The sequence below is a fragment of the Peribacillus sp. NPDC056705 genome (genome assembly GCF_043656335.1).
Genome location: NZ_JBHTYI010000004.1, coordinates 124302 through 138895, shown reverse-complemented (window position 1 = coordinate 138895; position 14594 = coordinate 124302). Strand labels below are relative to the sequence as shown.

Here is a 14594-nt window from a genome sequence, read left to right as displayed (position 1 = left end):
CGCCAACACAAAAAGGGCTGCAGATGCAGCCCTTTTTGATGATAGTGACATTATTGCAGCTACCCACCATATTGATGATGTTGCATGTCCATTTCCGAATCATCACCGACCTTGAAATAATCACTTTCCCAAACAGCCGTCGTTCCGATAATGATGATGGAGAACAAGAGGGTCAGATAGAAAGGAGCAAATCCCCTCCTTTTTAGTTCTTTTACATCCTCTCTTTTTATATAAAAAGTCACAAAGAATATACTGGCAAGGTAGATCAGATCCATCGAAACTAGCATGAAAGTTTGTGAATCAAGAGGCAGCATGACCCCAAGCATGGCTCCCATCATTGCCCCCATCAGAGTTGTTGATAAAGATTCCATAACCGCTGTTAAACCGAAAGGCCTTCCGATGATTGCTGCTGCCACTGCACATATTGCGATAGCCAGGACGGTTAAAACCGCCAGCCTGCCGGGCAACAGGAATGACAGAATTAAACTCAAGGTTAAACTTGTGGTCATGCTTAACATCATGACCATGCATTTTCCCAGGCTAACACCAATATGCTCTTTTTTCTGATGAGCTTTTTTAGAAAAGTAAACTGTATATGCCATGACTATCATAAAACTGGTCAGCAGCAGCATGCGATTCATTTCCCCCTTCACGAGCAATAGTGAAACGATTCATTTTTAATGACAGGAAGAATTACCGCCCATCTGGCAAGCTGAATTCTTTGGTTTTGAGGGAGGCACGTCAAGAGCTGGATTCCGATTGAAAAAGCCCGTCGGTTTCAAAATGAAGCTAATATAAGCGGTAGGCATGACTGGCCAATCTTCAGGTCGGGTTATATGATGGTGGCCCATGTTATACCAGACCACCACATCTTCATTTTCAATGGAGCGCTCGGCTTTAACCCACTCTTCCAACCCTTCCCCACCTGCATGTTGGTTTGGGTATCTCCCTGATGCAAACTGTTCTTCAGGGTCGAATGGAGTCACCCAAAAATGATGTTTTAAAAATCCAGCCCGTTTTAATAAGGGCGAATCATCATGGGCGAACGGGAAACAGTTCTCCCCGGCAAACAATTTATAACCAACCGGCTCTCCCAATATATTCGTTTTTGATGGATTGACGATTTTCCAGAAGCGCGCTGTACGCAAATCAAGGTCCCGAACCGCCTCGGATTCATTTTTAAGCAAAGTCGAAACTGGGTAGAAGCCATTTCCATATGGGTTGCCCGGTCCTTTTTCCATACTTTTTGTATTGACTTCATAAACCGAATTTTTAATTCCATCAACCATCATATCAAGCCTCATATTAAAGAAATGCTGATGGTGTGCAGCAAATAATTGAGGTGCAACCAAATTGCCATGAGGGTGCTTCCGGTCAGGTTCGATGGCTTGTGTATGCAATATGCCTGTCAATTTCACTTCAAACTGTATCGTCCCATCCTGAAAGAAATACCAATAAAATCCATATTCGTAATTTCCAACTGTCGAAATGCTCGATAGGACCAATCTTCTTGAACGGCGAACTTCAACATGACCTGTCCTCCAATCCGTATGTTTCCACCCGATTCCAAAATCCTCCTCATGTAAACAAATTGCATTTTTAATATGAATTACATTCCCTTTACTATCCACCAGATTCGCGTCAAAGTACTTTATCTCACCTAGGCAGTCACACCCGAGTTCAAGTGAATTCGCCAACATGCCAATGCCGTATTCACCTGCATCGAAAGCATTGTTCCTGTTCACCGGATCTGTTGGATCGCCATAAGGGACCACCATCTCGGATAAAGAAGCTCGATACAGGATTGGCCGCTGCACTCCATCATCATTGTAACTGACCGTATGAAGGACAAGACCTTCACGGGAGTTGAAACCAAAACGGATTTTCCATTTTTGCCAATCTATCACATGGCCTTCCGTCGTGAAACTTGGTCCTTTTGGTTGGACTATTTCCAAAGGTTTAACATCCTGCCTCATGTTACCTACTTGATCAGGTGTATAATTTCCATCAAGCGGCGGAAATGGTATGACACCTTTATCCACAATCTTGATGACTTCCATCTTATTTAAGTCTACAAGGACATATAATCCTGAAATGGGACGAGCATACCCATTATCATATAATGATGTACGGTAATAACATAAAGCCCTGACGATTCGTACATCCACTTCCTCTTCGATTCCAAAATTCCCTGCTGACCATGGATCGACCATGATATCATCCATATTCGTAAGCCCTCTTTTGGCAAAGGCTTTCATCATCTCAGGGTGGCTTTTCACGACTTCCTGACACTCCATGAATTCATCAGCCATTATAGAGGGCTGCACTCCCGGAATAAGTTTCCATGACCTTATGCTGCCTTCCGTTAAGGAAACTACAGCCTCATATGTTTTTCCCTCTTTATTATGAAGGATGATACAGAATGCTTCTCTATTGATTCGTTTTTCTTCCCGATAACCCAGAACAATGGATTTTGCAGGTTCCAGTAAGCTGATGTTAGCAAAGCGGTAATGGTCATCCAATCCTTTATCACGTTTTAAAATCTGGACCGTCACTTTAAGTTCTTCGGCCGTTAATGGATCAAGCGGGTGATTTTCCCTCTTCACTTTCATACTAGACATCTTTTCCATATTAACCTCTCCCTTATAGTTAAAATATCATTCTATCTATTAAGTGAACTTTCCCTCGAAGTGACTCGTGTATAAAATGCAAATTTTATTTGCCTACCGCATCATCTTTCCCGACAACTGGCATGGACTCTTTTCCTTCCTTTACACTTTCTTTTGATTCTGCAATGAATATCGATAGTATTAATAAAACAGTCGCAATGATATCGACGTTTCGTAATTTATCGCCCAGGAATAACACGGCATATAGCATTGCAGTAATCGGGATGATTGCCGTTGCCATCCCGATGGTGCTTGCTGGAACCTTTGAAATTCCTAAGTACGTGAAAATATAAGCAAATACCCACCCAAGCAAGGTATAGGCTATGACAGCTCCCCATAAACCAAGCGTCATTTTTCCCCAATCAAAAGATATCGCCTCATGAATGGCCATCGGCAGCGTAGTTAGAAACCCCATTAAGCACAGTCCTGCTGCCATTGTCACCGGTGGCACATCCACTGCGAATTTCTTGGCATATACAAAAAACAAGCCCAATGACACAACAGCCAATATCATGAAAGCAATCCCTAATGCACTGGATTCCCCCTCAGTACTCGCACCTGCGAGCTCCATTACCAGAACAGCTGAAACAGCTAGCATGATGGCTATGCCCTTACGGATGTTCAATCTCTCTCCCAATAATATGAAGGAAAGAACCAGCGTTACGGCTGGCACCATACTATTTATGATTCCAGCCGCTATCACACTAGAATATTTCAAACCATATAACAGGAAGACCGTATATAATGTAACGGTAAAAAGGGATTGCATGAATATCCCGAAGTACGTTTTATATCCTATCCCTTTCCACTTGATTCTTTCGTATATTTTCGCTGCTGGCAGTAAGATCATACAGGCGATGCCAAGCGTCATGGCCGTAAACAGCCATACGGGGATGGTTGCCATTGCTACACTGCCGGCCGGGATTGAAAGACCTAAAACAATCATATTCAATATGATGAAGAGATAGCCAATATTCAGTAAACCCACCCCAATCATACGGATTTATCAAGCGGATAGCAGGAAATCCAACTTAAGCCAGTACCCGTGAGAAGAGCTGATCAAATCCCTGCCCTTAAACTCCATACCAGTTCAAGCCTTGCTCATTCAAATCAATCCACACATTTTTTGTTTCCGTATACATATCCATCGCTTGGATGCCCAGTTCCCTTCCAAAACCGCTTTGCTTCCTGCCGCCAAAAGGGGCTGTGCTATCAAGCATGCTAAACGTGTTCACATACACCGTCCCCGCTTTTAACCCCCTTACCATACGGTGCGCCCGTTTTAAATCATTGGTCCATAAACCTGAAGCCAACCCATACAAGCTGTCATTTGCCTTGTTCAATGCATCCTCTTCATCTTTGAACTTGATGACCGACAAAACCGGTCCAAAAATTTCTTCCCGGGCAATTGTCATATCATTGGTGACATTCTCAAAAACGGTGGGCGTGAAAAAATAGCCTTTTCCTGCCATCGTGTTTCTTTCGCCGCCCATGACAAGATTAGCTCCCTGTTCAAGTCCGGCCGCTACGTACTGTTGAATTTTGTTCAGTTGCTGTAAAGAAACTTGCGGTCCCATTTGGGTCGTTTGATCTAAAGGATTCCCTACACGGATGGATTGTGCTTTCTTCACGAATGAATCCATGAATCGATCATATATGCTTTCCTGCACAAAAAGTCTTGTACCCGAGGCGCATACTTGGCCTTGGGCGAAGAAGATACCAAACATGGATCCATTCACTGCATTCTCGATGGAAGCATCATCAAAAACGATATTTGGTGATTTCCCCCCTAATTCAAGGCTGATTGGTTTTAAGTTCTTACTTGCTGCCTGCATGATTAGGCGGCCAGTATTCGTTGAACCCGTAAAAGCGATTTTATCGACGTCCGGATGTGATGAGAGGGCATCCCCCGCTATCTTCCCGTATCCCGGAATAACATTGATGACTCCATCTGGAATACCGACTTCTTGAAAGATTTTAACCATTTCCAGAATGCTTACAGGAGTTTGCTCAGCTGGTTTGATCACGATCGTATTGCCTGCCGCTAAAGCAGGGGCTAGCTTCCACATCGTCAGCATAAGAGGAAAGTTCCAAGGCACTATGGCTCCTATGACACCGATTGGCTCCTTCAAGGTATAATTGAACCGGTTATTAGGAGAAGCAAGGGTACTTCCCTGGACTTTATTTGCTAACCCCGCATAAAATTCGAGTACATCTATCATGGCTGGCATCGCAATGAATTTTGTTTCATTGATTGGCAGCCCGTTATCTTGTGATTCGACTTCGGCCAGCATATCAGCTTTCTCCCACAGTGCCTGTGCCACTTTATTCAGTAACCTTCCCCTATCCCCCGGCGCCATTTCGGCCCATGGGCCAGATTCAAACGCCCTTCGTGCAGCTTTTACCGCTAAATCGACATCTTCCGGACCAGCCTCGGCAACTACAGCATTCACTTCATCTGTTGCAGGATTAAGTGATTCAAATGTTCTTCCGGATAATGAATCAACCCATCGCCCCTCAATGAACAATTGATATTTTTTCCCCATCCATCGTTTCCCCTTTCTAGTGGAATCTCAACAATCGTATATCTATTAAAAGAATAAGGCTGCGCATTATTTTTTTATTGTAAAAAGCGGAACATTCAGAATATTTAAGCTATGGATTAAAACCAAACAAAAAAAGATCTCGTATGAACGGGATCTTTCCAATGTAATCACTATATATCAATAACTTTATATTGGGTTTGACAATTTCCTGAAACGGCATCGATGAATTCATTAGGAGTCATATAACCAAATTTTTTAAATTCATTAATTAAATGTGATTGATCAAAATATCCATTCTCATTAATCACATCCCAAACTGTAAAGGCCCGTTTGTTCAATAACATATGCAGGGAGTTTTGGAACCTCACTATTTGGCTGAATAATTTGGGCGGCATCCCTACATGGGCATCGAATTGCTTTCGCAAGTACCTTGTAGAGTATCCGGTCTCAGCGGCTAATTGATTCATATTTACATTTCCTTTAGAAGAGTATATTTTGTCCAAGGAATATTCTATAATGGCAGGCAACTCATTACACGCAAAAATATTAATCCCTATTTCTTCTTTGAACAGCTTTATTCTTCTACGAAAATCCCGTTCATTTATTAACCTTTCCATAATGGTAGGTCCAATTTTCACCATATCGGCTAAGGGGATTTGGCGATTGATTACCTCCTTCATGGAATATTTAAAATGCTGGGTTTCCTGCTTAGGCAAAAACCTCACACCGAAATATTCACAATTAGCCTTAAAGTTTATCGTTTTGTACTTGAGGACACTCCCGCATACATCTGCGGAGGGGCTATCGGGATCGCAATAAAATAATATGTCGATGCACCCATCGGGAATGACGGACATTGGATTCATTAAATCCCGATTGATTTTAAATTGATAGAATAATGTAGTTGAATGGTCAGAATTTCTTTGTTTATATTCTATATAGTAATCCGATAGAATCTCAAATTCCGGCTGGAATGGAAAATAGTCGAAGGTATTGAAATTCTGAATGATGTTCAACTACCATCACGCTCCTTTTATATTGCATTGTCACCCAGTCCCTTTACCCTTGAAACTTTTGCAAGCAGTGATAATTTCGCAACATTGATACAATGACTTTCATGCTTTCCCTTAGCTTGGCTTGCAATTAGGGATTTACTACATCCACATTTCTTCGCGTTTCCGGAGAGCCGTTCATCATTCTTCCCATGCCTGGCTATTATCAACATGAGCGTTGTTTTTATAATTTTCGACAAGTATTTCCAAAATCCTTTTGACTGAAAAAATTTAAATCATTATGCCTTATCCCCACATCTTACTGCAATCCTTTTTCTTGTATAGGTTTCATTAGCATTAATCGTTATTGTGAATTTAATGAGTTTTTAATTAATGTTCTCCTTCAAGAAAAGAGTCTGTAGGGACTGTCTTTTTATTTATAAGATTATAAAAAAAGAAAACCATATTTAGGCTTCCTATCAGTTTGTAGACATAAGGAGTTAGGAAAACGACTCTTTCATCAAATGAAGGAAACAACTGCCCCTAAGCAACACCTTCAAATCCCCAGGTTTGGTTTCTAAATTAAATGTATAACCAAGTTGATTGGAGTGGGTGTGCGAGACTCCTGCGGGAAAAGCGCATCCATAAGGGAGACCCACGAAGGCGCAAGCCGAGGACGCTTCAGGACCGCCTGCGGAAAGCGAGTGCCTGGAGCTGAAATAAACGCCCAATATGTACAAGCTATAAAAAAACACCCCATAAATGTTAGTTTGGTGTCTAACATTTACGAGGCAGTTCAAGTTTGCCTGCAGTCTGGGCTTCTATATTTCTTACATACTGTAACTTACTTCTTCAAATGATATGGCACAGTCGTAACAACCACATTCCTTCTATAAAGTAAGTAGGCACGGATCAGTAAACTTGATTGGTTATGAAGAATATTGTGCCAGCCCTTTTTCGGAATGAATTGGGGGATGATCACCGTAACTTTATAATTGGATTCACTCGCCTTATGTTCAACCGTATCCACGAATTTTGTTAATGGCTGAATGATACTTCTGTAATAAGAATTCAGTGTAACCAGTCGGACATCCTGCTGCCACTTTTTCCATTTTTCTTCGAATTTCTTTTCATCTTCTCTTTCAAAAGCAACATAAACGGCAATGACTTGATGCGCTGAAAGAGATTTTGCATAATTTAAAGAGTTCTCGACCACATGAGTTATCCCGGCAACAGGTACGATAATGATATTTCCTTCAATTGGCAAGATCGGCTCACATGTTGTAATCCTTAGTTGGTCACCAACTGCTTCATAATGCTTTCTGATTCGATGAAAAATTAACAGGATAATAGGTATAAAAATCAAAACAGGCCAAACCTGAGTAAACTTGGTCAAGAAGAATATCATCGTGACGATAAAGCTAATAATGGCACCAATTGAATTAATGGTTAATTTCAACATCCAGCCTTTTGGCTTTTCGCGGATCCATTTAACAATCATACCGCTCTGGGACAGAGTAAATGGAATGAATACCCCTACAGCATAAAGCGGAATGAGATTTTCTGTATGTCCTTCAAATGAGACTATTAAGATGATCGAGGCAAGTCCCAGTATGATTATTCCATTGGAATACCCTAATCGGTCCCCTCTGATCGTAAACGCCCTCGGTATGAATTTATCCTTCGCTAGATTTACTGCAAGCAGAGGGAAGGCCGAATAGCCAGTATTGGCCGCAAGTATCAAGATCAAGGCAGTCGTACCTTGAATGAAGAAATACATGAAATTCCGTCCAAAGATCTCTTCAGCAACCTGGGAGACGACCGTTACCTCTGCGCTCGGGACGATACTTAAATAATAGGCTAAGAATACGATTCCCGAAAATAATACAGCTAATAAGGAACCCATCGCTATTAAAGTTTTCGCCGCATTATTCGGAGCCGGATCTTTAAAGTTCGGGATTGCATTGGAAATAGCTTCGACTCCTGTCAATGCGGAGCTCCCTGACGCAAATGCTCTTAGCAGTATGAATAAACTGATGCCCGCTACCGGAGTCCCGACGGGCGTGTGCAATTCAGGTGAAACTTCACCTGTAAAAATCTTGTAAATCCCGACACCAATCAAGATGAACAATGCTAAAACGAATAGGTACACCGGATAAGCCAAAACAGAGGCCGACTCCGTAACCCCCCGCAAGTTCAGGATTGTAAGCAGAATGACGAAAATGATGGCTATGATGACATTATATGAATGCAGGCCGGGAAAAGCGGACGTGATTGCATCCGTACCTGCAGAAACACTAACAGCCACAGTTAATATATAATCCACCAATAAGGATCCTCCAGCTATCAGCCCTGGATTGACTCCCAAATTGTTTTTTGAAACCACATATGCCCCCCCGCCATGCGGATAAGCGAAAATGATCTGTCTATAGGACAAGATCAAGGCGGTTAACAGGATCAATACTCCGATTGCGATAGGGAGGGAATACCAAAATGCTGCAGCACCGACAGTGATCAGAACGATCAATATTTGCTCAGGTCCATAAGCAACAGAAGACAAAGCATCAGAAGATAATATCGCCAAAGCCTTTGTTTTGTTAAGCTTTTGTTCACCAAGTGCATTTGATTTTAAAGGTCTCCCAATCAAAAATCTCTTTATAGAAGATAACATCAAGTATTCACCACCATATTAAATTTAAGTTACCCAGCTGTATCAAAATACAAGAAGAAATGGAAAAATGCCTACAAGTCATAACTAAATAGACCTGTAGACATCAATTTTTTTGTCTAACAAGCTCCACCTTCCTTCTCATATAACGCTTACGAGGTTAGCTGTCGGATTCGGACCTAAGAGTAGCCCTACCTTGAAAGGATTCACCCCTTGGATTGTAGTAACAATCCCAATACCGGGTCCCCCGCACCATAAGGTTTAAGCGATTTAGAAATATGAAACTGTTGATTATCATACTCCCGTGAAATGGAAATGTAAATGAAAATTTTGCACAGAAATATAATTTTTTTTTGTATGCGAGGTTTTATTCTTGACGTATATTACATAAGTCATGCAAACACATGGTTCGAAGGGAGGAACGGAGGTAAATAAACGTCCAAAAAGAAAAAAACAAGGAGTGAATGAACAAAGGATGGTCATAAAAGGAATAAATGATTGCCACTTGAAGAGTATGAAGGATGAAGTGAAACAGTTCTGCCCCCAGCTTGAGTCGTTATACTTGCATTGATTTCCTCTTTCCGATTCCACTTTAATTCCCGTCCAATCGGGGGCATTATCCCACTGCTCCTGCTCCATCCTAATTAGTTCCTGCCTTCTTGAATTGGCCTCAAATTGCTTTTTTTAAAGACAAAGTATTTCTGGCCAATATAGTTGAGAACTGTGTAAAAAATGGCTCCTATCATCACAGCCACATTTTGTTGTATGGGTAAATGAACGGATCCTTCCATTGATTCCGCAATAGCTTGGCCTAAAGAATATGCGGCGGAATAACAGATCAGGATGACGCAAAAGAAACGTGCAACTCCTCTCCGCCATTCTATATCACTTTTAAAGGTAAAAGTCCTGTTCAAAAGAAAACTCGTTACAGCTCCCGTACCATTACCGATAAAGGTGGAGAGCCAGTAAGATAATTCAAGAACATTCATGAGAAAAAGCATAAGGGAAAGTCCAAGCGCAGTATTGACTATCCCAACCAATAAAAAGCGAATAAAGGAGTTAGTGTGTTTTAGATAGTTTTTCAATATTGTTCCGTTCATTGTCTAGTTGCTCCCGTTTTTTTAAATCGAGCGGATTAAATAGGTCCAGATCAACTATATATTTAGGCCGGCGTTTGGATTCATTATAGATTTTACCGATATATTCCCCAATCAAGCCGACAGCAATCAACTGCAGGCCACCGATCAACCATATGGAGGTGATTAATGAAGTCCATCCAGTCTCGGTCTGCCCATAAAACTTTAACCATAAAAAGTAAGACCCAAAGAGTAAGCTAATGAAAAATGAAAGACATCCTAGCCATAATACAAGCCGAATCGGTGTAACTGAAAAGGAAGTAATGCCATCAAGCGCAAAAGCAACCATTTTCTTAAATGGATATTTCGTTTCCCCAGCCAATCTTTCTTTTCGATCATAATAAACAGAGTCCGTCTTAAACCCAATAAGCGGTACGATTCCCCGTAAAAAAAGATTCGTTTCATCAAATCGTTCCAACTCCGCGATCGCCCTTTTACTCATTAGCCGGAAATCCGCATGATTATAGACAAGGTTAACCCCCATCTTGTTCATCATTTTATAAAAACCAGTTGCAGATGTTCGTTTGAAAAATGAATCAAGGTCCCTTTTTTGGCGGACACCGTATACAATTTCACATCCTTCATTGAATTTCCGGATGAATTCAGGGATGACTTGAATATCATCTTGTAAATCTGCATCAATGGAAATCACACAATCCGAGGCTTCTTTAGCTGTAAACAATCCTGCCAGGAGTGCATTTTGATGTCCTGCATTACGGGAAAGCTTTAGCCCACGAACAAATTCATTATTAATCGTTTCCTTATAAATGATCTTCCATGTTTGATCTTTACTTCCATCGTCAACCAATAGAATTTTACTTTGACCAGAAACAACGTTTTCTTCGACTAACCCCCTCACCAATCCACAAAGCTGGGAAATGGTATCCTGCAATACGCTTTCTTCGTTATAACAAGGTACAACAATCGTCAGTATCGGTGAATTCACTCTATTCCCCCCTTTTTACATGACTCTGTATAAATAAATTTTCCATACACTTCCTTTTTTTGTGAAAATCCTATCTAGTACCAATCCGTTTTCCTCCGCGTTGTTAATTGGTATGGCAGAAAATATATACTTGCCACCTAATCCTTTAAACGCATCCATATTAAGGTCTAAATTTTCCAGCTCTTTCTTCGAGCTTTTCTTGAACATATAATGCTTCCCAAGCTCATCGGCAAAGAGGTAACAACGTCCTCCCCATTCATCAAAGTAGATTCTGATGTCTTTATTCTTAGCCAATTCGTTTTCAATTATTTGACGAAATTGATGTTTGTAAGTAAGCGGATAGAAATTGTTATAGCTATCTAGCGTGTAAAATCCATTAAATTGTGCAATTGCAGGATGCAGCCCAATGCTGGCAACACGATATTCTTCCTGCGGAAGGCCAATATGATCTTTTATTTCCCGAAAAAGGCTTACTGAATAGAACTCTTTAAAAGAAGGTTTTTTATTATGAGTGATTTCCTCATTGAATCCCATTAAGATCATAATTTGAACGGCGATGAAAATAGAAAGGGTTTTCTTAGCATAATCACTGTGTTCCCAAATGATCTTTATCGCGAGGGCAAACCCCACGTAAATGACCATCGGCCTTAAGAAGTGAAATCTGGCAAAATTAAAGGTATCCAGGGTGTGAAACCTTTCCGTTAAAGGCAGCCAGCCTTTATAAAACCAAAATGCGTACCACGCTGAGAGGATAAAATTCAAGCAAAATAAAAAAACATATACCTTTTCCTGTCTCCACAGTTTTTTGGTCAGAATAATATAAAAGGCAAAAATGGTAATCGGCAGAATGATAAGCGCATGTACAGTCATGACATGCGTATGGCCAAGAACGAAATTTTTGAATGTAAGTTTAATGACCCACTCGAGGGGCAGCCTTGCGTGAAAATACTCATCTCTGCTGTTTGGCTCCGAATCAAAAATGAATGAAGCGACCAAACGATACTCCACCATTCCAAAAATGACCGTCATATACACGATTGAAAGTAGAAACGTTATATTCCATCCTTTTTTCCTGATCAAATCCGTTAGCCAAAGAAACCCCATTGCAACAAGGAAAAAGAAAAAGCCAAGCACGATGCTTGAATAAAGCGGTAAAAGTGTAAGGACCAAATAATTCTTCCAAGAATGGTCCTTGCTGCGAATATTCAAAAAAGCCCAAAGTGCAAGCGGCATTCCAAGTGTACTGAGCATTCCCGATGGCCAGAATGGGGTAAGGGCAAAGGCTAAGGATGTTCCAACCCTAATCCAGCCTGATCGGGATCCTGTAATCAAATGTTTCTTTAATAGGATATACATACCAAAGAATGCAATAAACCTTGTTAATGCCTGGCTCATTGCATATGCGACCATTGTCGGAAAAAGTGAATGAAGCCACACGATAATACTGAACTCACTGCCAAATGCATTTCGAGGAAGCCCATTCATAATCTGGGGAATTTTGGCGTCTATTGCACCGAATAACTCACCGCTCTCTGAAAGGACTTTATACCAGGCAAGGTTGGAATCCAAATTATCATGTACGCGAATATGCGCATTTTCCCCAAGGATGAATAAAGGAGAAAGATATAAAACAATGACGAGTAAGGCAAAAAGGATTTGAACTCTCTCTTGATTTTCAATTGGCAAAATATACACCTCTTGACTCAATTCATATATCCATAATATTTGCTTCAAAGGTAAATCTATTCTATTTCAGGGATTTATTTTAACCCATTTTGAAATAGGTCAACCAATGACCACATAAAATGAAGGGTAGAACAAAAAGCATATTAAAGAAACTTAAAGAGGGGCTGGGCTATGATAAAGAAAGCGGTGATTCCAGCAGCCGGTTTAGGAACACGATTTTTACCTGCGACGAAAGCTCAACCAAAGGAAATGCTTCCGATTGTCGATAAGCCGACCATTCAATATATTATCGAGGAAGCGGTACAATCAGGGATTACAGATATTATCATCGTTACAGGGAAAAACAAACGTGCAATCGAAGATCATTTCGATAAATCCATTGAACTTGAAATGCTTCTGCAAATGAAAGGTCAAAATGATCTGCTTAAAATCGTGGAGAACATTTCCAACATGGTGGATATCCACTATGTAAGACAAAAGGAACCTTTAGGCCTGGGGCATGCAGTTTTATGTGCCAAAACTTTTATCGGAGACGAACCTTTTGCCGTCTTGTTAGGGGATGATATCGTGGATAGCCCGGTTCCAGCTTTGAAGCAGTTAATGGAACGGTATAACAAGGTTCGTACGAGCATTATCGGATGTAAGGATGTATCACCTGCCGATGTATCCAAGTATGGAATCGTAAATTTCCAAGAACGATATGAGGATATATTTCTGGTAAGAAACTTGGTGGAGAAGCCAAAAGTGGAGGATGCACCATCAACACAGGCGATTATTGGACGATATATTTTATCACCTGCGATTTTTAAAATCCTTGAAACCGCACAGCCCGATCGGAATGGGGAGATCCAGCTTACCGAAGCTTTAGACCTTCTGTTAGAAAAGGAACCCATATACTCGTATATCATCAAAGGAAATCGATATGACGTCGGCGATAAATTCGGCTTCCTCCAAGCTTCATTAGATTTCGCCATGAAACGACCTGAACTTCGTGATCAGCTAATAACATATTTAAGGCAGTTGTTCCCTTAATGAAATGAATATACCCCCGCCCAATTACCAAGAGGTAATTGGGCCATTTCCACATCGGGTTCACCCCTCTGGTTGTAAAATGATCCACTAACATATCCCCATACCATAATCTCTAAGCGAAATATAACTGTTTATTATAAACACTTCCGTGAAATGTAAAAGCGAGTGAAAATGTTCGCCATAGAAAGAATAATTTATTATCAGTGAGGTTATGTTGATAACGTATCCTTCATTATTGATCCTAACAACGATTTCCAGAAAGGGTTGTTGAAAAACACATGCACAAAAAAACTAATAATCCAATACTATCCGATGATTTTTTAGATCAAGTGGTTAAGGAAATCAATGCACAATTTGGCGGGCCCATTAATGAAAAAAATGATCATTTCCTGCATGGGGACGATGAAGAAAGAACTTGAAACCCACATCATCAATCCACAGCTTTCATGAAAGACTCTGGATGGATCTATTCATCCAGAGTTTTTTTGCTAACTTATGAAAACTTTATTTTTTCCATAGAGTTATTTGCCCTTTCTTTAATGACTTGTCCAAACCGATTTAGCTTATCCTCATAGAATGATTATATGTAATTATTTTAAAGAAAGGGGAGTAACTACATTGAGCCACGCTGATGATGTCTTTCCGCACATCTCCAAAGGTTCCAAAAGGAAGGCTGATTTACGGACATACAAAAAAGTTCCAAACTGATACCATCGGCTTTCTGACCCGATTGGCCAAGGAATATGGGGAAGTCGCTAAATTCCGTTTAAGTTTAAGACCATTCCAAAATGTTTATCACATTTTTTAATCCAGATTTAATAAAACAAATACTCATAACAAAACAAAAATCCTTCGTCAAATCCAAGGACTTCGAACCTGGAGCATCCAATATTTGAAGCATTAAGAATGATTTCAAATA

11 protein-coding genes and 1 riboswitch are annotated in these 14594 nt (G+C 40.6%); of the genes, 2 read left to right on the top strand and 9 right to left on the bottom strand.

All coding sequences use genetic code 11. The annotated features are described in order from the left end of the window. Positions 1 to 59: 59 nt before the first annotated feature. The 9 genes from ACFRAK_RS07360 to ACFRAK_RS07320 form a co-directional block, all read right to left on the bottom strand. A complete protein-coding gene (locus tag ACFRAK_RS07360; protein ID WP_394571483.1) occupies positions 60 to 641 on the bottom strand; it encodes a hypothetical protein in 582 nt (193 codons plus the stop codon). A gap of 36 nt (positions 642 to 677) precedes the next feature. Continuing rightward, positions 678 to 2630 carry a primary-amine oxidase gene (locus ACFRAK_RS07355; RefSeq protein ID WP_387596866.1) on the bottom strand — a complete coding sequence of 651 codons (1953 nt, stop codon included), beginning with the start codon at positions 2628 to 2630 and terminating at the stop codon, positions 678 to 680. An 85-nt stretch (positions 2631 to 2715) separates the two neighbouring features. Then, positions 2716 to 3666, bottom strand: a complete 951-nt coding sequence (locus tag ACFRAK_RS07350) for a DMT family transporter (protein WP_387596869.1) — start codon at positions 3664 to 3666, stop codon at positions 2716 to 2718. A gap of 76 nt (positions 3667 to 3742) precedes the next feature. Beyond that, positions 3743 to 5215, bottom strand: a complete 1473-nt coding sequence (locus ACFRAK_RS07345) for an aldehyde dehydrogenase family protein (protein ID WP_260284373.1) — start codon at positions 5213 to 5215, stop codon at positions 3743 to 3745. A 170-nt stretch (positions 5216 to 5385) separates the two neighbouring features. After that, positions 5386 to 6231 (bottom strand): helix-turn-helix domain-containing protein, encoded by an 846-nt coding sequence (locus ACFRAK_RS07340; RefSeq protein WP_387596874.1) that lies wholly within the window; start codon positions 6229 to 6231, stop codon positions 5386 to 5388. Positions 6232 to 7051: 820 nt separating this feature from the next. Further along, positions 7052 to 8878: an APC family permease gene (locus ACFRAK_RS07335; protein ID WP_394571482.1), complete on the bottom strand. Its 1827-nt coding sequence runs from the start codon at positions 8876 to 8878 to the stop codon at positions 7052 to 7054. A gap of 130 nt (positions 8879 to 9008) precedes the next feature. Further along, positions 9009 to 9153: riboswitch (cyclic di-AMP (ydaO/yuaA leader) on the bottom strand. A gap of 366 nt (positions 9154 to 9519) precedes the next feature. Continuing rightward, the gene (locus ACFRAK_RS07330; RefSeq protein WP_387596880.1) at positions 9520 to 9975 is read right to left on the bottom strand and encodes a GtrA family protein; all 456 of its coding nucleotides are present in this window, start codon (positions 9973 to 9975) and stop codon (positions 9520 to 9522) included. Continuing rightward, positions 9935 to 10957 (bottom strand): glycosyltransferase family 2 protein, encoded by a 1023-nt coding sequence (locus ACFRAK_RS07325; protein WP_387596882.1) that lies wholly within the window; start codon positions 10955 to 10957, stop codon positions 9935 to 9937. Before ACFRAK_RS07325 ends, ACFRAK_RS07330 begins: the two co-directional genes overlap by 41 nt. A 15-nt stretch (positions 10958 to 10972) precedes the next feature. Continuing rightward, positions 10973 to 12637, bottom strand: coding sequence for a DUF6044 family protein (locus ACFRAK_RS07320; protein WP_394571592.1), 1665 nt, complete (start codon positions 12635 to 12637; stop codon positions 10973 to 10975). A 177-nt stretch (positions 12638 to 12814) separates the two neighbouring features. On the opposite strand from ACFRAK_RS07320, the gene galU reads away from it, so the two are divergent. Then, complete coding sequence (galU, locus tag ACFRAK_RS07315) at positions 12815 to 13675, top strand: UTP--glucose-1-phosphate uridylyltransferase GalU (protein ID WP_387596885.1); 861 nt, start codon at positions 12815 to 12817, stop codon at positions 13673 to 13675. Positions 13676 to 13953: 278 nt separating this feature from the next. After that, positions 13954 to 14094 carry a hypothetical protein gene (locus tag ACFRAK_RS07310; RefSeq protein WP_387596888.1) on the top strand — a complete coding sequence of 47 codons (141 nt, stop codon included), beginning with the start codon at positions 13954 to 13956 and terminating at the stop codon, positions 14092 to 14094. Positions 14095 to 14594: the final 500 nt, after the last annotated feature.

What these genes read in the sequence shown, in the direction of transcription:
- galU (WP_387596885.1), top strand. Translation starts at nt 12,815, where the DNA reads ATGATAAAGAAAGCGGTGATTCCAGCAGCCGGTTTAGGAACACGATTT.
- ACFRAK_RS07335 (WP_394571482.1), bottom strand. Translation starts at nt 8,878, where the DNA reads ATGTTATCTTCTATAAAGAGATTTTTGATTGGGAGACCTTTAAAATCA.
- ACFRAK_RS07330 (WP_387596880.1), bottom strand. Translation starts at nt 9,975, where the DNA reads ATGAACGGAACAATATTGAAAAACTATCTAAAACACACTAACTCCTTT.
- ACFRAK_RS07310 (WP_387596888.1), top strand. Translation starts at nt 13,954, where the DNA reads ATGCACAAAAAAACTAATAATCCAATACTATCCGATGATTTTTTAGAT.
- ACFRAK_RS07350 (WP_387596869.1), bottom strand. Translation starts at nt 3,666, where the DNA reads ATGATTGGGGTGGGTTTACTGAATATTGGCTATCTCTTCATCATATTG.
- ACFRAK_RS07360 (WP_394571483.1), bottom strand. Translation starts at nt 641, where the DNA reads ATGAATCGCATGCTGCTGCTGACCAGTTTTATGATAGTCATGGCATAT.
- ACFRAK_RS07355 (WP_387596866.1), bottom strand. Translation starts at nt 2,630, where the DNA reads ATGGAAAAGATGTCTAGTATGAAAGTGAAGAGGGAAAATCACCCGCTT.
- ACFRAK_RS07345 (WP_260284373.1), bottom strand. Translation starts at nt 5,215, where the DNA reads ATGGGGAAAAAATATCAATTGTTCATTGAGGGGCGATGGGTTGATTCA.